Genomic DNA, 18,176 nt, shown 5'->3' on the forward strand with positions numbered 1-18,176 from the left:
GAACAGGTTCTAGTGGTGCTGGCAAGAGCGGCGCGCGAACTGCATCTCTCCACGATTCGCCCGACAGGAAAGGCGTCCAATGAAACTGGGACTGCAACTCGGCTACTGGGGTGCTCAGCCGCCCTCGAACGCACCGGAAGTCGTTGCTGCGGCCGAGGCCGAAGGATTCGACGCCGTCTTCGCCGCCGAATCGTGGGGATCGGACGCGTTCACGCCGCTGGCCTGGTGGGGCTCGTCCACCGAACGGGTGCGGCTCGGCACGTCCGTCGTGCAGATCTCCGCGCGTACTCCGACGAGTTGCGCGATGCACGCGCTGACGCTCGATCACCTCTCGAAGGGCAGGCACATCCTCGGTCTCGGCGTCTCGGGGCCGCAGGTGGTGGAGGGCTGGTACGGCCAGCCGTTCGCCAAGCCCCTCGCACGGACCCGCGAGTACGTCGACGTGATCCGCAAGGTGCTCGCGCGCGAAGCGCCGGTGACCGGCGACGGACCGCACTTCCCGCTGCCCTACGCGGGCGCCGGATCAACCGGGCTCGGTAAACCGCTCAAGCCCATCACGTATCCGCTGCGGTCGGACATCCCGATCTGGATCGGTGCCGAAGGTCCGAAGAACGTCGCGCTCACCGCCGAGATCGCCGACGGCTGGCTCGCGATCTACTACACCCCGCGCCTGGCGTCGATGTACGACGAGTGGCTCGACGAGGGGTTCGCCCGGCCGGGCGCCCGACGCACCCGTGAGGACTTCGAGATCGCGGCGACCTGCCAGGTGGTGATCACGGACGATCGCGCAGGGACGATCGCGGCGATGAAACCGGTGACCGCGCTGTATGTCGGCGGAATGGGTGCGCCGGAGTTGAACTTCCACGCGCAGGTCTACCGGCGGATGGGATACGAGGCCGTGGTCGACGAGGTGACCGCGCTGTTCCGTGCCGGCCGTAAGGACGAGGCGGCGGCAGTGATCCCGGACGAGATGGTCACCGAGGCGATGATCGTCGGCAATGCCGACGAGGTGCGCGAGGGTGTGAAGCGCTGGGAGGCGGCCGGCGTGACGATGCTGCTGGTCGGTTGTCGCGATGTCGACCAGGTGCGCACGATCGCCGAGGTGGTGCTGCGCTAGATGCCGCCGCGGGCGGAAACCCTTCCGTGAGGACGGTTTCCGCCCGCCGCGGGCGGGGCGTCAGGAGGCGTAGGCCGCCTTCAGCTTGCCCTTCACCAGCTTGCCCGTGGGGGTGCGGGGCAGTTCGTCGACGAAGTCCACCGACCGCGGCACCTTGAAGTGGGCGACCCGCTCGCGGACGTACGCGATGAGGTCGTCGGCGAGATCGGGTGATGTGGTGGCACCGGACGACACCTGCACGACGGCCTTGACCTCCTCGCCCATCTCCGGATGGGGTACGCCGATGACGGCGACGTCCTCGACGGCCGGGTGCAGGGCGAGCACGTTCTCGATCTCCTGCGGATAGATGTTCACTCCGCCGGAGATGATCGTGAACGACTTGCGGTCGGTCAGATACAGATAACCGTCCTCGTCGAGGTAACCGAGGTCGCCGACCGTGGTCCATGTGGGATGCTCGGGATGCTGCGACGCCGCGGTCTTCTCGGGATCGTTGTGGTACGAGAACGGAACCTTCTCGTACTCGAGGTAGATGGTCCCCACCTCACCGGCCGGGAGTTCCCGCCCTTCCTCGTCGCAGATGTGTGCGGGCCCGAGCACGCTCTTGCCGACCGAACCCGGGTGTTCGAGCCATGCCTGGCTGTTGATGAACGTGATCCCGTTGGCCTCGGTGGAGCTGTAGTACTCGTAGATCACCGGTCCGAGCCAGTCGATCATCGACCGCTTGACCTCCGGCGGGCACGGCGCGGCGGCGTGGACGAGCACGCGCAGACTCGACAGGTCGTGGCGGGCACGGATCTCGTCGTCGAGCTTGAGCATGCGGACGAACATCGTCGGCACCATCTGCCCGGCGGTGATCTTGTGCTCCTCGATGTGCCGGAGCGCGGTCTCGGCGTCGAACTTCTCGGCCAGGACCACCGTGCCGCCGAGCGCGTGGATCGCCCCACCCCAGCGCAGAGGCGCTGCGTGATAGATCGGGGCGGGGGAGTAGTAGACGTCGGAGTCGGTGAGGCCGAAGAGGAACTGTGCCACCGTCACCAGCGGCTCACCGGGTTCGTCGACGCGACGTTCCGGGAGATCCGGCTGGATTCCCTTGGGGAAGCCCGTGGTTCCGGACGAGTACAGCATGCTGGCGCCGCACGGTTCCTCCTCGAGCCGCGGACCGGCCCCGGCGAGGGCGTCCTCGTACGACTCGAAACCGCGCACGGCGCCGCCGAACGCGAGTCGCGCGGAACCGATCGTGACCTTCTCGCCGACCTGTTCGGAAAGCTCACCCAGCGTCGTCGAGACGATCAGAGCCTTCGCGCCGCTGTCCTCGACGATGTACGCCACCTCGCCGGCGGTGAGGTGGCTGTTGACCGCCGTGATGTACAGCCCGGACCGCATTGCGGCCCAGAACACCTCGAATGCCTCCGGCCGGTTGTCGGTGAGGAGGGCGACGACGTCGCCGGGGCGGAGCCCGGCATCGTGCAGCACTCGGGCGAGCGCCGCTGACCGGTCGTCGAGTTCGCGGTAGGTCAGGCTCCGGCCACTGTCGGCCAGGACGACGGCGAGCTTGTCCGGGGCGGTGCGGGCGTGCACTCCTGGATACATGGGGGCTCCTCATTGCCTCGACATCGCCTCGACGAACACTGTGATCTTGTGGTCTGGATCACGGCCGACAATGTAGCAGAGCTAAGGAGATGGTTGTGACCGTGCTCTCACGGGTGGGAGTGCGGTCCACAGTGGCGCAGGTCAGGAACCCGAGAACTTCGGGGCGCGCTTCTCCGCGAACGCCCGCGGCCCCTCCTTGGCGTCGGCGCTCTTGAAGACGGCGGCGCCCAGTTCGGCGTCGATCCGGAACGCCTCCTCCTCGTGCAGACCTTCCGCGTCGCGGATGGTCCGGAGGATGGCCTGCACGGCGACCGGGCCGTTGTTCGCGATCGTCTCGGCGATCTCGAGGGCCTTGTCGAGTGCGGTGCCGTCGGGGACGACGTAGCCGATGAGCCCGATCTCCTTGGCCTCGGCGGCCTTGATGTGGCGGCCCGTGAGCAGGATGTCGGCGGCGATCGTGTACGGGATCTGCCGGACGAGGCGCACGGCGGATCCGCCGAGCGGGAACAATCCCCACTTCGCTTCGGAGACGCCGAATTTCGCGCTCTCGCCGGCGACACGGATGTCGGTGCCCTGCAGGATCTCGGTGCCACCGGCGATGGCGGCACCCTCGACGGCCGCGATGAGTGGCTTCGTCAGACGGCGGCCCTTCAGTAGTGCGGGGAGCCGACTGAGATCCCACCCACCGCCGTTGCTCCGCTCGCCCTGCTCGAACTTGTCTCCGGGAGGCGCTGCATTCATGGCCTTGAGATCGGCACCCGCGCAGAACGCTCCACCGGCGCCGGTGAGGATCGCGACGCGGATCTCGGGATCGTTGTCGACGCGATCCCAGGCCTCGTTCATGATCGCCATCATTTCGCCGGACAGCGCATTTCGTGCCTCGGGGCGGTTGAGAGTGACGATCAGAACGTGGCCGCGTTGCTCGACGAGGCAATGCGGTGCGCGGGACGAAATGTCCGAATCGGCTGCGCCGGGGGCTTCGGTAGCGGACACTGGCGGGACTCCTCGCGGGATTGTGAACTGGATCATATGCAGGTCTTGTCAGAAACGGTAACACGTTCTACTTTTGTCAGTGTGGCCCTAAACATCGCAGACCTCGTCGAACACGCAATCGACCTCGTTCCCGAGCGCGTCGCGCTGGCCTCGGACGGACGTGAGGTCACCTACGCACAGCTGGAGGAACGAGCCAACCGACTTGCTCATTACCTGCGCGAACAAGGTGTGAAGCCGGGCGACAAGGTCGGCATCTACTCGCGCAACACCATCGAGGCCGTAGAGGCGATGATCGCGGTCTTCAAGATCCGCGCGATCATGATCAACGTCAACTACCGCTATGTCGAGAACGAGTTGCAGTACATCTTCGACAACTCCGACATGGTCGCGCTCGTCCACGAACGTCGCTACTCCGACAAGGTCGCGAACGTCCTGCCGAACACTCCGCTGGTGAAGACCGTCGTGGTGGTCGAGGACGGCACCGACGTCGACTTCTCGGCCTATAGCGGCATCGAATACGAAGCGGCACTGGCGCAGAGCAACCCGGAACGCGACTTCGAAGACCGCAGCGCCGACGACATCTACATGCTCTACACCGGCGGCACCACCGGTCACCCCAAGGGCGTGCTGTGGCGTCACGAGGACGTGTGGCGCGTCCTCGGCGGCGGTATCAACTTCATGACCGGGGAATGGGTCAAGGACGAATGGCAGCTGGCGAAGGAGGGCGCCGAGAATCCCGGTCTCGTGCGCTATCCCATCCCGCCGATGATCCACGGTGGCGCCCAGTGGGCGCTGTTCCAGTCGTTGTTCAGCGGCGGCAAGGTGGTCATGCACCCCGAGTTCTCGGGCCACGAGGTGTGGCGCATCATCGACGACCACAAGGTCAACGTCATCTTCATCACCGGCGACGCCATGGCCCGCCCCATGCTCGACGCACTGGAGGAGGGCAACCCGGCAACCGGTCAGCCCTACGACCTCTCGACCCTGTTCGCCATGGCATCGAGTGCGGCCCTGTTCTCCCCGTCCATCAAGGACCGTTTCCTCGACCTGCTGCCCGGCAAGATCATCACCGACTCCATCGGCTCGTCCGAGACCGGCTTCGGTGGCATCGGCATCGCCGAGAAGGGCAAGACCCTCGGCGGCGGCCCCACGGTGAAGATCGACGAGTCGACCACCGTCCTCGACGACGACGGCAACCCGATCGAACCGGGTTCCGGAAAGGTCGGCATGGTCGCGCGCACCGGCAACATCCCGCTCGGCTACTACAAGGACGAAGCCAAGACCAAGGCGACCTTCCGCGAGTACAACGGGATCCGCTACTCGATCCCCGGTGACTACGCGCGCGTCGAGGGTGACGGCACCGTCACAATGCTCGGCCGCGGTTCGGTCTCGATCAACAGCGGCGGCGAGAAGGTCTACCCCGAAGAGGTCGAGGGCGCACTCAAGCAGCACCCGGCGGTCTTCGACGCCCTGGTGGTCGGTGTGCCGGACGAGCGCTTCGGCGAGCGGGTCTGCGCCGTCGTCGCCCTGCGCGAGGGCGAGCCGACGCCGCTCGACGAACTCATGACGACGGCACGGTCGAAGATCGCAGGGTACAAGGTGCCGCGCGCGGTGTGGTTCGTCGACGAGATCAAGCGGTCGCCGGCCGGCAAGCCCGACTACCGGTGGGCCAAGGACCAGACCGGATTGCGTCCGGCCGACGAGGTCTACAACAACGGCGACGGCAACGGCGCCGCGGCGACGGGATAGAAGGACGCATGCAGACCGGCCTCAGCAAGAAGTTCGGTATCGAGTATCCGATCTTCGGATTCACGCCTTCCGAACACGTCGCGGCGGCGATCAGCCGCGCGGGTGGACTCGGTGTCCTCGGGTGTGTGCGGTTCAACGACCCGGAGGAACTCGACGCCGTCCTGACCTGGATGGACGAGAACACCGACGGCAAACCGTACGGCGTCGACATCGTGATGCCCGCCAAGGTGCCCACCGAAGGCACCGCGGTGGACCTCGACAAACTGATCCCCGCCGAACACCGTGCCTTCGTCAACCGCACGCTCGAAGAACTTGGTGTGCCGCCGCTGTCCGACGACGTCGGCAAGGCGAGCGGTGTTCTGGGCTGGCTGCATTCGGTCGCGCGTTCGCACGTCGACGTGGCACTCGCACACCGGCCCGCCCTGATCGCCAACGCCCTGGGGTCGCCGCCGAAGGACGTCATCGACCTCGCGCACGAGAAGGGAGTGCCGGTCGCGGCACTCGCGGGTGCGGTCGAGCACGCGAAGCGGCACGTCGAGAACGGTGTCGACATCGTGATCGCGCAGGGCTACGAGGCCGGAGGGCACACGGGTGAGATCGCATCGCTGGTGCTGTGGCCCGAAATCGTCGACGCGCTCGGCGATTCCGCGGCAGTGCTCGCCGCCGGTGGTGTGGGATCGGGACGGCAGGTCGCGGCGGCGCTGGCCCTCGGCGCCTCCGGTGTGTGGATGGGTTCGTACTGGCTCACCACCTCGGAATACAAGCTCGGGGCGGCCGCGCACGGTCCGTCGTCGATCCAGCGCGCGTTGCTCGGAGCGAGCTCGTCCGACACCGTGCGGTCGCGGATCTATTCGGGAAAGCCCGCGCGTCTGCTCAAGACCAAGTGGACGGAGGCGTGGTCGAAACCCGGTGCGCCCGAACCGCTGCCGATGCCGCTACAGAACATCCTGGTGAGCGAGGCGCATCAGCGCATGTCGGCGGCCGATGACCCCGAGGCCGTCGCGATGCCGGTCGGGCAGGTGGTGGGGCGGATGAACGAGATCCGTCCCGTCGCGGAGATCATGGCCGACCTCGTGCGGGGCTACGACGAGGCCGTCGATCGGCTGAACGAGGCGCGATAGGACCACAGTGGTGGGGTGGCAGGTGCCCGGGGTGGAGTGATCCGCCCCGGGCACCGTCCCTTTCCGGGATCTGCGTCGGCCGGGGTGTCGCCGGACAGGGGGGGCAGCGGCGGTCGGGGGTGGGGGTCGACGGCTGAGGTGTGCCCGATCCGGCACTACCCTGGGGTGGACGTGACGCGAGCGGTACCGGTCGTGAACCGCACCGCAGCGGACTCGAAGCGTTCACCGAGGAGGAGGCCGTTCACCTCGGTTACCGAGCAGAGGACGGAAGACGCAGTGACACAGGCCGAGTCGCAGGCAACCGGAGCGCTCACGGACATCAGGGTGCTCGAACTGGGCACCCTGATCGCCGGGCCATATGCAGGACGCCTGCTCGGCGACATGGGCGCCGACGTCATCAAGATCGAGGACCCGAAGCGGCCCGACCCGCTCCGCACCTGGGGGCAGGGCGAACGGGACGGGCACCGCTTCTTCTGGACGGTGCACGCCCGCAACAAGCGGTGCATCACCCTCGATCTGCGGGCGCCCGACGGGCAGGAACTGTTCCGGCGTCTCGTCGCCGAGTCCGACGTGGTGGTCGAGAACTTCCGTCCCGGCACGCTCGAGAAGTGGGGGCTCGGCTACGACCTGCTCTCCGAGATCAATCCGGGCATCGTGCTGGCTCGCGTCTCCGGATACGGGCAGACCGGTCCCAAGGCCGGGCAGGCCGGCTACGCGTCCGTGGCCGAGGCTGAGAGCGGTCTGCGGCACCTGAACGGCTATCCCGGGCAGGCGCCCCCGCGACTCGCGCTCTCCCTGGGCGACTCCCTCGCCGGGATGTTCGCCGTGCAGGGCATCCTCGCCGCGCTGCTCGGCCGCGAACGGACCGGACGCGGGCAGGTCGTCGACGTGGCGCTCACCGAGGCGTGCCTCGCGATCCAGGAATCGGTGATCCCCGACTACGACGTCGCAGGCGTCGTCCGCGGCCCCTCCGGCACCCGGCTCGAGGGCATCGCCCCGTCGAACCTGTACCGGACGTCCGACGACATGTGGATCGTCATCGCCGCCAACCAGGACACGGTCTTCCGTCGCCTGTGCGCGGCGATGGAGCGCCCCGAGCTCGCCGACGACCCGCGCTTCGCCGACCACCTCGCGCGCGGCGTGAACCAGGACGAGCTCGACGCCCTCATCGGCGAGTGGGCGGCGACGTGGACGCTCGACGACCTGCTGGCGCACCTGTCGTCGTCGGGTGTGGTGTCCGGGCCGGTGAACACCGTCGCGGAGGTCGTCGCCGATCCGCAGTTCCAGGCACGGGACATGATCGTTCCGCATCACGACGAGCGCACCGGCGCAGACGTACTCGGCCCCGGTGTGGTGCCGACGCTCACCGGGACGCCGGGTTCGGTGCGTCGTGCCGGCCCGCCCGTCGCGGGATACGACAACGCGGCGGTCTACGGCGAGATCCTCGGACTGAGCGACATCGAGCAGAAGGAACTGCGCGAGCGCGGAATCATCTGAGGTACGCAACGCGAGGCGAAGGCTCGCAACGTCGGCAGTCACTACCGGTGTTGCGAGCCTTCGTCCGTTGTTGCGTACCTTCCGCGCAAGGTCACCCCGCAGGTGGAGGTGGCGCTGCAGCATCCGAAGGTCACGCTCATCGCCAACGCACTCGGCACCCCGCCGGCCGACATGATCGAGCACATCCACAAAGCCGGTCGCAAGGTCGCGGCGCTGTGCGGTTCGCCGAAGCAGGCCCGCAAGCACGCCGATGCCGGTGTCGACATCATCATCGCCCAGGGCGGCGAAGGTGGCGGGCACTGCGGTGAGGTCGGCTCGATCGTGCTGTGGCCGCAAGTCGTCAAGGAGGTCGCGCCGGTCCCGGTGCTGGCGGCCGGAGATATCGGCAGCGGCCAGCAGATCGCCGCGGCGCTCGCGCTCGGCGCCCAGGGTGCGTGGACCGGTTCGCAGTGGCTCATGGTCGAGGAGGCCGAGAACACCCCGGCGCAGCAGGAGGCCTACATCAAGGCGAGCAGCCGCGACACCGTCCGCAGCCGCTCGTTCACCGGCAAGCCCTGCCGCATGCTCCGCAACGACTGGACTGAGGCGTGGGAGCAGGAGGGCAACCCGAAGCCCTCGAAATGCCGTTGCAGTACATGGTCTCCGTCATGGCCGTCGCCGCCACTCACAAGTACCCCGACGAGTCGGTCGACGTCGCGCTCAACCCCGTCGGTCAGGTCGTCGGGCAGTTCACGAAGGTCGACAAGACCTCCGCGGTCATCGAACGCTGGGTGCAGGAGTACCTCGAGGCGACCGGCACGCTGGAGAAGCTGAACGAGGCCGCGAGCGTCTGATCCGCTCGGGTTCGTCTCACGGGGAGGGACGAGGGTGCTCGAGGTTCGGTCCGGGTGCAATCCGGATCGGGCCTCGTGCCGTCTCCATGTCCACCGGCTCGCCCTTCTGCGTGATCACCACGTGGCCGCTGCGTTCGAGTTCGGCCGCCACCGAGCGTGCGGCGTCCATGAGGTCGCGCCACGAGTCGCCACCCGCGACCCGCGCGGCGTCGCTGGGACAGATGGTGGACGGATCCCGTTCCCGGAGCAGCGCGCAGATCGTGGCCGCCAGCCGTTCACGATCCGCATACTCGTCGCGTGGTTCCCACCACGGATGCCCGCGTTCACCGAGCGCGACCTTCGCGTCCTGGACGCGGTGCCGTGCGGAGTCGCCGTCGCTCTTCACGAGACGCCGAGCGCGCATCAACTCCGCCACGAGTTGCTTTTGCAACGGTTCAGGAATCGTGGGGTCGGTGGCACGCCAGCGCCGCCCGTTCACCACCACATATCTGCCGTCCGGCGTGCGCTCCGCCCCTCCGGATGACCCGTCGGTGTCCATCGGTCCCGCCCGTCACTCGACTCGACGGCGACGGAAGTCCTTCCGGACTTGTCGCCGAACAACCACCGTCGCGGCACAACTGTACGCGCGGGAGCGCGTCGGCCGAGGGGCGACGACGCTATCGCGCACAAGTGCCGAGGGAGGCCGGTTCGAGAAGCTGCGCCAGTTCGTCCGACAACAACCGGAATTCGGAATCGCCACGTTCCCGAAGCCACACCGGATCGCTGCAGGACCAGCGTTCGGCGGCCAGAGAACGGGTCAGGACCTTGAAGGTCGCGGTGCGGGGGAACTCGCTGCAGATACGGATCAGACCGGGCATCTGCTTGGGGCCGAGATCGGTCTGTGCATCGAGGAAACGCGCGAACGCGACCGGGTCGAAGTCGGAGCCCGCCGCAGGGATCACCGCGGCCATCACCCGGTCGCCGACGTTGCGATCGGGCACCCCGTACACCGCGACCTGAGCGAAGCCCTCGTACCGCATCAGGATGCGCTCGATGGGCGCCGCACCGAGATTCTCACCGTCCACCCGGAGCCAGCCCGAACTGCGCCCGGCGAAGTACACGAAACCGTTCTCGTCCTGGTAGGCGAGGTCGCCGCTGTGATAACGCCCGTCGCGGAGGCGTTCGGCGTCAGCCTCGGGATTGTTGTAGTAGCCGTCGAACAGACCGGCACCGCGCACGTTGACGAGCTCGCCCGTCGCGGCGTCGGCGTTGGTGATCCTGCCGTTCGCGTCGAACACCGCTGCCGGGCAGCGTTGCCCCGTCTCGGGATCGAGGATCTCGATGCCCTCGGGAAGTCTGCCGAGGGATCCGGCCGGGGCGTCGGGAGCCGAGGCGATCGCGATGCCGCCCTCGGTCGAGCCGAAGCCGTCGACCACCCGCGCGCCGAAACGGCGGGTGAACTCGGCGACGGCGGTGGCAGACGCCTCGTTGCCGTACATGATGCGCAGCGGGTTGTCGTGGTCGTCGGGGTGTTCGGGTGTCGCCACGATGTACGACAGTGGTTTGCCGACGTAGTTCGCGAAGGTCACGCCGTAACGGCGGACGTCGGGAAGGAAACCCGACGCCGAGAACCGGCGACGCAGGGCGATGCTGCCGCGCGCGGCGAGTCCGACCGACCAGCCGGCGATCATCGCGTTGGAGTGGAACAGGGGCATCGACACGTACACGGTGTCGTCGGAGCCGAGACCGAACCGCGTGGCGAGCATCGTCGCGGGATCGGTGAACTTGCGGTGCGTGCACCGCACGGCCTTCGGGTCGCCGCTCGTGCCCGACGTGAAAATCAGCATGAACAGGTCGTCGGGGGAATGCGCGGCAGTCTCCACGACCGTGCCGGTGAACGGGGCGAGCATCGCCGTCCACTCGGGGGAGTCGACGTCGATCACCCGCACGTCGCCGAGATCCACACCGTCGAACAGTGACGCATGTGCGGCCTCGGTGAACACGACCCGGCAGTCGGCGAGCGCGATGTCGCGGGCGAGCGCCGCACCGCGCCGGGTCGTGTTCAGGCCCACCACCACCGAACCGGAGAAGGCCGCGGCGCCGAGCAGCAACGAAAACTCCGGGACGTTGTCCATGAGGATCCCGATGTGCTTCGGTGCCGGGCCGTCGAGCAGGTCGCGCAGCAATGCGGCGCGTCGCCGGGACTGTGCGACGTGTTCGCGCCAGGACAGCTCGGTCTCCTCGAAGCGCAGTCCTCGATCGTCGACGTCGGCGAGTCGTTCGAGCAGTTCGGTGACGGTGAAGGCAGACATGCGATCAGGCCGGGACGTCGGCGAGTTCGCGTCCGAGCGCGCGCAACTGGTCGGTGGCGGAGCCGAGCAGGAACTCGTGGTGCTTGGCCGCGAGGAAGTAGCGGTGCACCGGATGGTCCTCGTCGAGTCCGACACCGCCGTGCACGTGCACGGTGGTGTGCGCGACACGATGTCCCGCATCGGCAGCCCAGAAGGCCGCGGTGCGCAGGGCGTCGTCGTGACGCTCACCCGAAGCCATGCGGAAGGCGGCCTGCCACAACGTCAGACGCACCGCCTTGACGTCGATATAGGCGTCGGCGAGTCGCTGGGAGACGGCCTGGAAACTGCCGATCGGGCGGTCGAACTGGACGCGTTCGCGCGCGTACTGCGCGGTGAGCTCGAGCGCCTGCTCGAGGACGCCGCACTGGTAGGCGGCGGAGCCGAGCAGGCTGCGGTCGCGCAACCACGTCGCCACGGCGAGGCCGTCGGTGCCGAGGACACGATCGGCCGGGAGCGCGACCTGCTCGAGGGTGACGATGCCGCGACTGTCGAAGTCGGTGGTCTGCTGACGGGTGATCGAGACACCCGGATCGTCGGGTCGCACGAGGAAGACCGACACCGAGTCGCCGATGGTGGCCGGGACGAGGAAACCGTCGGCGACCGGCGCCGAGTCGACGACGATCTTCACGCCGTCGAGCACGTGACCGTCGCCCGTGGCCTGCGCCCGGGTCGCCGGGGTCGTGGGATCGGGGTTCAGTTCCTCGGCGAGCGCGGCGGAGAGGATCTGCTCGCCGGTCGCCGCAGGGCGTCCCCACTCAGCCTGCTGCTCGGCGGCGCCGAACTCCGCGATCGCCGACGCGCACGCGGCGATCGAGCCGATGTACGGGACGGCGGCGACGCCGCGGCCGAGTTCGCGCAGGATGCTCGCCTGCTCGAGCGGGCCGTAACCGTCTCCGCCCAGCGACTCGGGAAGAGCGGCGCCGAGCACGCCCGACGATGCGAGCGTGTCCCACAGGGTGCGGTCGAGGCGGTCCTCGGAGGCGTCGAGTGTGCGCAGGTGCTCGTTGGTGACGATGTCCGCGACGATGCTGCGGGTCAGTTCTGCGAGATCCTGCTGGGCCTCGGTAAGGGTGAAGTCCACGGTGCGCGTCCTTATCTAACGCTTGGCGGGCGGCTGGCCGAGAGCGGTCATCGCGATGATGTCGCGCTGGACCTCGTTGGTGCCGCCACCGAAGGTGAGGATGAGGGAACTGCGGTGCATGCGTTCGATCCGTCCGCGGAGCAGCGCGCCGGCCGAGTTCTGCCGTACAGTCGCCGCGGGTCCGAGGACCTCCATGAGCAACCGGTAGGCCTCGGTCGCGAATTCGGTTCCGAACACCTTGTTGGCGGAGGCGGCCTCCGGGCCGAGCGGGGTCGTGCCGGCGCTCGAGGCGATGTCCCAGTTCATCAGCTGCAGGTATTCGGCCTCGGCGTGGACGCGTGCCAGGTTGATCTGGACCCATTCCTGGTCGATCACCCGTCGCCCGTCGGGCAGATGCGTCTCCTGCGCCCAGCGCCGGACCTCGGTCAGTGCGGTGCGCACGGGGCCGGCGGAGGTGAGCGCGACCCGTTCGTGGTTGAGCTGGTTGGTGATGAGCGCCCAGCCGCCGTCGACCTCGCCGACGAGTGCGGACGCCGGGACGCGTACGTCCTGGTAGTAGGTGGCGCTGGTGTCCGGACCGGCCATGGTGTGCACAGGGGTGTACGAGAATCCGGGAGTGTCGGTCGGCACGATGAAGACGCTGATCCCCTTGTGCTTCTTGACATCCGGGTTGGTGCGCGCGGCGAGCCAGACGTAGTCGGCGTAGGCGATCAGGCTCGTCCACATCTTCTGCCCGTTGATGACCCACTCGTCGCCGTCGCGCACCGCGGTGGTGCGCAGGGAAGCGAGGTCGGTGCCGGCGCCCGGCTCGGAGTAGCCGATCGAGAAGTGCAGTTCCCCTGCGGAGATGCGGGGGAGGAAGAACTCCTTCTGCTCGTCCGTGCCGTAATGCATGATCGTCGGCGCGACGGAATCGATGGTGAGGAACGGGACGGGCGCGCCGGCGATGGCCGCCTCGTCGGTGAAGATCAGTTGGTCCATCGCGGAACGGTTCTGGCCGCCGTACTCCTCGGGCCAGCCGAGGGTGAGCCATCCGTCCTTGCCCATCTGCTGCACGACCTCGCGGTACACGTTGCCGACGCCGTACTCCCCGGTCGTGGCCGCGAGCGCCTCGCGGCGCTCGGGTGTCATGATCTGTGCGAAATAGGCCCGCAATTCCTCGCGGAGGGCTTGTTGCCCGGGGGTGTAGGAGATGTCCACGAACGCTCCGTTTCGTCGCTGCGTGTCCCCGCGAATCGTCTCTGTGGGATCATCGCGAATCATTGCACAGAATTGGAACGCGTTCTAGTCTGGACTCGATCGGTCGGCGCGAATGTGAAGCGAGGTCCCGGAATGGATGTCAAGGTCGACTTCGACCGCTGTGAAGCGAACGGCGTGTGCGTCGGGCTGGCGCCCGACGTCTTCGATCTCAACGACGACGACGAGCTGATCGTCACGCATCCCGTACCCGAGGGTAGCGAGGACGTCGTCCGCGAGGCCGTCGCCCAGTGCCCGCGTGCGGCCCTCGCCGAGGCATGAGCGTCGGACGGTGACCGGCACCGACCCTTGTCGGGAAAATAACAAGTTCTACATTCTCGGTGCCCCCGGGTCCTGGTGGGGAGAGTACCGGCGTGCGGCCGGCAATCGGCCCGAATCTCGAGGAGTACGTGGATGAGTGCGGACGCCAACGGTGGCGCGGAGAACGACGATCGGGTGTCTCTCGAAGGGCGGGTCGCCGTCGTCACGGGAGCCGGAGCGGGACTCGGACGTGCCGAGGCGCTCGCGCTCGCGCGGGCCGGAGCATCGGTGGTGGTCAACGATCTCGTGGAGAACGACGCGGTGGAGGACACCCTCGCGCGGATCCGCGATCTCGGTGCCGAGGCGGAGTTCGTGCCCGGCAGCGTCGCCGAGCGTGAGACGGCCGATGCGATGCTCGCTGCGGCGCACGGCAAGTTCGGTGGTCTCGACATCGTCGTCAACAATGCAGGCATCACGCGGGATCGGATGCTGCCCAACATGTCCGACGACGAGTGGGATTCGGTGGTCGCCGTGCACCTGCGTGGTCACTTCCTGTTGTCCCGCAATGCCGCGGCCTACTGGCGCGACCGGTCGAAGCAGGAGGGTGGCCCCGTCTACGGGCGTCTGGTCAACACGTCCTCGGAGGCCGGTCTGCTCGGGCCGCCCGGGCAACCCAACTACGGTGCCGCCAAAGCCGGCATCACCGCGCTCACCCTCTCGGCCGCCCGGGGTCTCGAGCGGTACGGGGTCCGGGCGAACGTGATCTGCCCCCGCGCGCGCACGTCGATGACCGAGGCGGTCTTCGGCGACGCGCCGGACGACGGCATCGATCCGCTCTCGCCCGACCACGTCGCGAATCTGGTCGCCTATCTCGCCTCCCCGGCGGCCGATCGCGTCAACGGGCAGGTCTTCATCGTCTACGGACCCATGGTGGCCCTGATGGCCGCGCCGGTCGTCGAGCAGCGTTTCGACGCCGACGGGCAGTGGACCCCCGCAGCGCTCGCCGACGAGCTCGGCGGTTACTTCGCCGATCGTGATCCGGGCCGGACATTCTCGGCCTCGGCGGCTCTCGATCTGTAGTTCCGGCATCCCCTGCTGTTCCTGTTCGGGGACAGCAGGGGATGCCGTGTCTTCGTCTCCGGGCCGGGATCCTGCAACTACGGGTGACGGACACCGGGGTTCCGGTAGCGTCACGCCCACTCGGGCCGTTCCTCCGGCTCTCGCCCGGCCCCGCGTTTTGGCCTGGTACGTGTTCTAATTTTTTCCCCTCCTGCGACGACCCGATCGGGCCGTGACGGCCTCTCGTGCCGAGGTGATCGAGCTCGGGCCCGGCGTCGAGAATCTCACCGAAATCCCAGGGTAAAACCACTTATGAGCGTGTCGATGCGCGTCGGTCGACGCCCGTGTGTCCGTTCGGACGGAAATGGATCGAGATGCCCCTCGACCGATCTTTGACAGGTGAACACGTTCTAGTTACTATGACCCGGGTCACAGCACACGCCATCGATCGGCCGCGCGCCGACGACGTGAGGATCGAAGGGGGTACACGATGGTAGACCTCCTCGAGGTTCCCTTACGGGCCGTCGGCGGACTGTTCGCCATGACCGGCGAGACCGCCCGGGCGGCCTTCCGTCGCCCCTTCCAACGGCGCGAGTTCATCGACCAGGCATGGTTCGTCGCACGCGTCTCGCTCGTGCCCACCGTGCTCGTCGCGGTGCCGTTCACGGTTCTGGTGAGCTTCACCCTCAACATCCTGCTCCGGGAGATCGGCGCGGCCGACCTCAGCGGAGCGGGTGCGGCCCTCGGCGCGGTGACGCAGGTGGGTCCCATGGTCACGGTGCTCATCGTCGCCGGTGCCGGCGCCACCGCGATCTGCGCCGATCTCGCGGCGCGCACCATCCGCGAGGAGATCGACGCGATGCGTGTGCTCGGCATCGATCCGATCCAGCGTCTCGTCGTGCCCCGGGTGCTCGCGTCCACCGTCGTTGCCCTACTGCTCAACGGTCTCGTGTGCACGATCGGCATCCTCGGCGGGTTCGCCTTCTCGGTCTTCCTCCAGGACGTCAACCCCGGCGCGTTCATCAACGGCATCACCCTGCTCACCGGCTTCGGAGAACTGATGATCTCCCAGGTCAAGGCGGGGCTGTTCGGCATGATCGCGGGGCTGGTCGCGTCCTATCTCGGTCTCAATGTCAAAGGTGGAGCGAAGAGTGTCGGCGACGCCGTCAACCAGACGGTCGTGTTCGCGTTCATGGCGCTGTTCGTGGTCAACCTCCTCGTCACGGCCGTCGGCATCAAGCTGACCGCGGGATGAGGGGAGCGGAGATTTCATGGCAGTGATGTCCTGGCGCTTCCCCCGTGCGGTTCGGCGCATGACACGTGCGTCGTCCACCGTGGACCGGGTGGGGGAGCAGGCGCTGTTCTTCGGGCGCGCCCTCGCGACGGTCCCCCGGGCGCTGATGCACTACCCCAAGGAGACGGTGCGTCTGGTCGCCGAGATCAGCATGGGCACCGGCGCACTCGCCGTCATCGGCGGCACCGTCGTGATCGTCGGCTTCCTGACGCTCTTCACCGGCGGCATCATCGCCGTGCAGGGCTTCAGCTCACTCGGCAACATCGGTGTCGAAGCGCTCACCGGCTTCTTCGCGGCCTTCATCAACGTGCGTATCGCGGCCCCGACGATCGCCGGCATCGGGCTGGCGGCCACCATCGGCGCCGGCTCCACCGCCCAGCTCGGCGCCATGCGTGTCTCCGAGGAGATCGACGCGCTCGAGACCATGGCGATCCCGTCCATCCCGTATCTGGTGTCCACGCGCGTGCTCGCCGGGATGATCGCGATCGTCCCGCTGTACTCGCTCGCCGTGATCGCCTCGTTCGTCGCGAGCCGCTTCGCGACGGTGGTGCTCTACGGCCAGTCGGCGGGCGTGTACGACCACTACTTCACGACCTTCCTGATACCCACCGACATCCTGTGGTCGTTCGTCCAGGCCATCGTGATGGCGATCGCCGTGATGCTCATCCACACCTACTACGGTTTCACCGCAGGTGGCGGCCCCGTCGGTGTGGGTGTCGCGGTCGGCAACGCGGTGCGGGCCTCGCTCGTCGCGGTCGTCACCGTCACCCTGCTCATCTCGCTCGCCGTCTACGGCGCGACCGGCAACTTCAACCTGTCGGGGTAGGGCGCGCGACATGGACACTCCTTCGTGGAAGAAGAAGTTCGCCGCCTTCGGTCTCGTGGGCGGCCTCGCCGCGATCGTCGCGGTGGCACTGACGATGTTCGCCGGTGGGTTCACCTCGACGGTCCCGCTCACCGTCACCTCGCCCCGGTCGGGTCTGGTGATGGAACCCGACGCCAAGGTGACGATGCGCGGCGTCGAGGTGGGCCGCGTGGCGTCGATCGAGCACACACCGGCCGGTGCGGTCCTGCATCTCGACATGCAGCCCGGGCAGATGCAGCTCATCCCGTCGAACGCACGGGTGGCGATCGAATCCACCACCGTCTTCGGTGCCAAGTTCGTCGACATCGTCGTCCCCGACGATCCGTCCTCGGTGCCGATGCAGGAAGGCGCCGTAATCGCGGCCGACAACGTCACCGTCGAGTTCAACACGGTCTTCGAGCACCTGTCCGACGTGCTCGCCCAGATCCAGCCCGAGAAGCTCAACGCCACCCTCGGCGCGCTGTCGGAAGCGCTCAACGGACGCGGCGACGCCCTCGGTGCCGCCCTGACCGAGGCCGATGCGTATCTCGCCGAGATGAATCCGTCGCTGCCGCAACTGCAGGCCGACCTCGTCTCGGCTGCGCAGGTGACCGACGTCTACGCCGACACGGCCCCCGACCTCATGACCACGATCGGCAACGCCACCGACGTCGGCAACACCGTCGTCGACGAACAACAGCAACTCGATCTGCTACTGGTGAACCTCACCGGTCTCGCGAACACCGGACGGGACGTCCTGGGGGAGAACGAAACACAGTTGACCACCGCACTCGACAGCCTGAGCCGCACCACCGGCCTGCTCGGTGAGTACTCGCCGCAATTGACCTGCTTCATCGTCGGTCTCAACGACGCCCGGGTGGCGTTCGAACCGATGGCCGGCACCGGGGAGTACGCCGCGCTGATGCTGAGCACCAGCTTCATGGGTGGCGCGACGCCGTACAACGACGCCCAGGATCTGCCCGTGGTCGGCGCGACCGGCGGACCGAACTGCTGGGGCCTGCCGAACTTCGACCCGCGCGGCGACGGTCACGCGCCGTTCGTCGTGTCGAACACCGGCGAAACGCCCTACAAGCCCGCAACGGAAGCCTGGATCCGCTACCCGACGATCTTCCAGTACCTGTTCGGCGACCATCTCGCGGGCGGGCGGTGA

At 67.7% G+C, this 18,176-nt stretch carries 15 protein-coding genes and 1 pseudogene; 10 read left to right on the plus strand and 6 right to left on the minus strand.

Annotated elements, in window-relative coordinates; genetic code table 11:
* Window positions 1-79: 79 nt before the first annotated feature.
* On the plus strand, window positions 80-1,117 hold the full coding sequence (locus ACQR3U_RS02935) for an LLM class F420-dependent oxidoreductase (RefSeq protein WP_230809663.1): 1,038 nt from the start codon (window positions 80-82) through the stop codon (window positions 1,115-1,117).
* 60 nt (window positions 1,118-1,177) lie between these two features.
* Here the strand turns inward: ACQR3U_RS02935 and ACQR3U_RS02940 are convergent, their stop codons facing one another.
* Both ACQR3U_RS02940 and ACQR3U_RS02945 read right to left on the minus strand, forming a co-directional pair.
* On the minus strand, window positions 1,178-2,707 hold the full coding sequence (locus tag ACQR3U_RS02940) for an AMP-binding protein (protein WP_230809664.1): 1,530 nt from the start codon (window positions 2,705-2,707) through the stop codon (window positions 1,178-1,180).
* A 141-nt stretch (window positions 2,708-2,848) separates the two neighbouring features.
* Window positions 2,849-3,736, minus strand: coding sequence for a crotonase/enoyl-CoA hydratase family protein (locus ACQR3U_RS02945; RefSeq protein ID WP_230809665.1), 888 nt, complete (start codon window positions 3,734-3,736; stop codon window positions 2,849-2,851).
* 45 nt (window positions 3,737-3,781) lie between these two features.
* On the opposite strand from ACQR3U_RS02945, the gene ACQR3U_RS02950 reads away from it, so the two are divergent.
* The 4 genes and pseudogenes from ACQR3U_RS02950 to ACQR3U_RS02965 all read left to right on the plus strand — a co-directional run.
* A complete protein-coding gene (locus ACQR3U_RS02950; RefSeq protein WP_230809666.1) occupies window positions 3,782-5,449 on the plus strand; it encodes an acyl-CoA synthetase in 1,668 nt (555 codons plus the stop codon).
* An 8-nt stretch (window positions 5,450-5,457) separates the two neighbouring features.
* Window positions 5,458-6,570: an NAD(P)H-dependent flavin oxidoreductase gene (locus tag ACQR3U_RS02955; protein WP_006551907.1), complete on the plus strand. Its 1,113-nt coding sequence runs from the start codon at window positions 5,458-5,460 to the stop codon at window positions 6,568-6,570.
* 276 nt (window positions 6,571-6,846) lie between these two features.
* Window positions 6,847-8,067 (plus strand): CaiB/BaiF CoA transferase family protein, encoded by a 1,221-nt coding sequence (locus tag ACQR3U_RS02960; protein ID WP_230809667.1) that lies wholly within the window; start codon window positions 6,847-6,849, stop codon window positions 8,065-8,067.
* 93 nt (window positions 8,068-8,160) lie between these two features.
* A pseudogene (locus ACQR3U_RS02965) lies at window positions 8,161-8,900 on the plus strand (NAD(P)H-dependent flavin oxidoreductase); the annotation flags it as partial.
* Between the two features lie 16 nt (window positions 8,901-8,916).
* Here the strand turns inward: ACQR3U_RS02965 and ACQR3U_RS02970 are convergent.
* From ACQR3U_RS02970 to ACQR3U_RS02985, 4 genes are all read right to left on the minus strand, one after another.
* Window positions 8,917-9,303: a DUF3253 domain-containing protein gene (locus tag ACQR3U_RS02970; RefSeq protein WP_230826403.1), complete on the minus strand. Its 387-nt coding sequence runs from the start codon at window positions 9,301-9,303 to the stop codon at window positions 8,917-8,919.
* 253 nt (window positions 9,304-9,556) lie between these two features.
* Window positions 9,557-11,191, minus strand: a complete 1,635-nt coding sequence (locus ACQR3U_RS02975) for a long-chain-fatty-acid--CoA ligase (protein WP_230809669.1) — start codon at window positions 11,189-11,191, stop codon at window positions 9,557-9,559.
* Window positions 11,192-11,195: 4 nt separating this feature from the next.
* Complete coding sequence (locus ACQR3U_RS02980) at window positions 11,196-12,311, minus strand: acyl-CoA dehydrogenase family protein (protein WP_006551902.1); 1,116 nt, start codon at window positions 12,309-12,311, stop codon at window positions 11,196-11,198.
* Between the two features lie 15 nt (window positions 12,312-12,326).
* A complete protein-coding gene (locus ACQR3U_RS02985) occupies window positions 12,327-13,511 on the minus strand; it encodes an acyl-CoA dehydrogenase family protein (RefSeq protein WP_006551901.1) in 1,185 nt (394 codons plus the stop codon).
* A gap of 132 nt (window positions 13,512-13,643) precedes the next feature.
* Here ACQR3U_RS02985 and ACQR3U_RS02990 point away from each other — a divergent pair, with 132 nt between their 5' ends.
* The 5 genes from ACQR3U_RS02990 to ACQR3U_RS03010 all read left to right on the plus strand — a co-directional run bounded on the left by ACQR3U_RS02990 (window position 13,644) and on the right by ACQR3U_RS03010 (window position 18,176).
* Window positions 13,644-13,829, plus strand: a complete 186-nt coding sequence (locus tag ACQR3U_RS02990; protein ID WP_006551900.1) for a ferredoxin — start codon at window positions 13,644-13,646, stop codon at window positions 13,827-13,829.
* Between the two features lie 132 nt (window positions 13,830-13,961).
* Window positions 13,962-14,888: a 3-oxoacyl-ACP reductase gene (locus ACQR3U_RS02995; RefSeq protein ID WP_006551899.1), complete on the plus strand. Its 927-nt coding sequence runs from the start codon at window positions 13,962-13,964 to the stop codon at window positions 14,886-14,888.
* A 469-nt stretch (window positions 14,889-15,357) separates the two neighbouring features.
* Window positions 15,358-16,122, plus strand: coding sequence for an MlaE family ABC transporter permease (locus ACQR3U_RS03000; RefSeq protein ID WP_006551898.1), 765 nt, complete (start codon window positions 15,358-15,360; stop codon window positions 16,120-16,122).
* Window positions 16,123-16,138: 16 nt separating this feature from the next.
* The gene (locus tag ACQR3U_RS03005; protein ID WP_024102955.1) at window positions 16,139-16,987 is read left to right on the plus strand and encodes an MlaE family ABC transporter permease; all 849 of its coding nucleotides are present in this window, start codon (window positions 16,139-16,141) and stop codon (window positions 16,985-16,987) included.
* Between the two features lie 10 nt (window positions 16,988-16,997).
* Window positions 16,998-18,176, plus strand: coding sequence for an MCE family protein (locus tag ACQR3U_RS03010; RefSeq protein WP_230809670.1), 1,179 nt, complete (start codon window positions 16,998-17,000; stop codon window positions 18,174-18,176).

The organism is Rhodococcus sp. IEGM1339 (genome assembly GCF_050321925.1).
Classification (GTDB): domain Bacteria; phylum Actinomycetota; class Actinomycetes; order Mycobacteriales; family Mycobacteriaceae; genus Rhodococcus; species Rhodococcus pyridinivorans.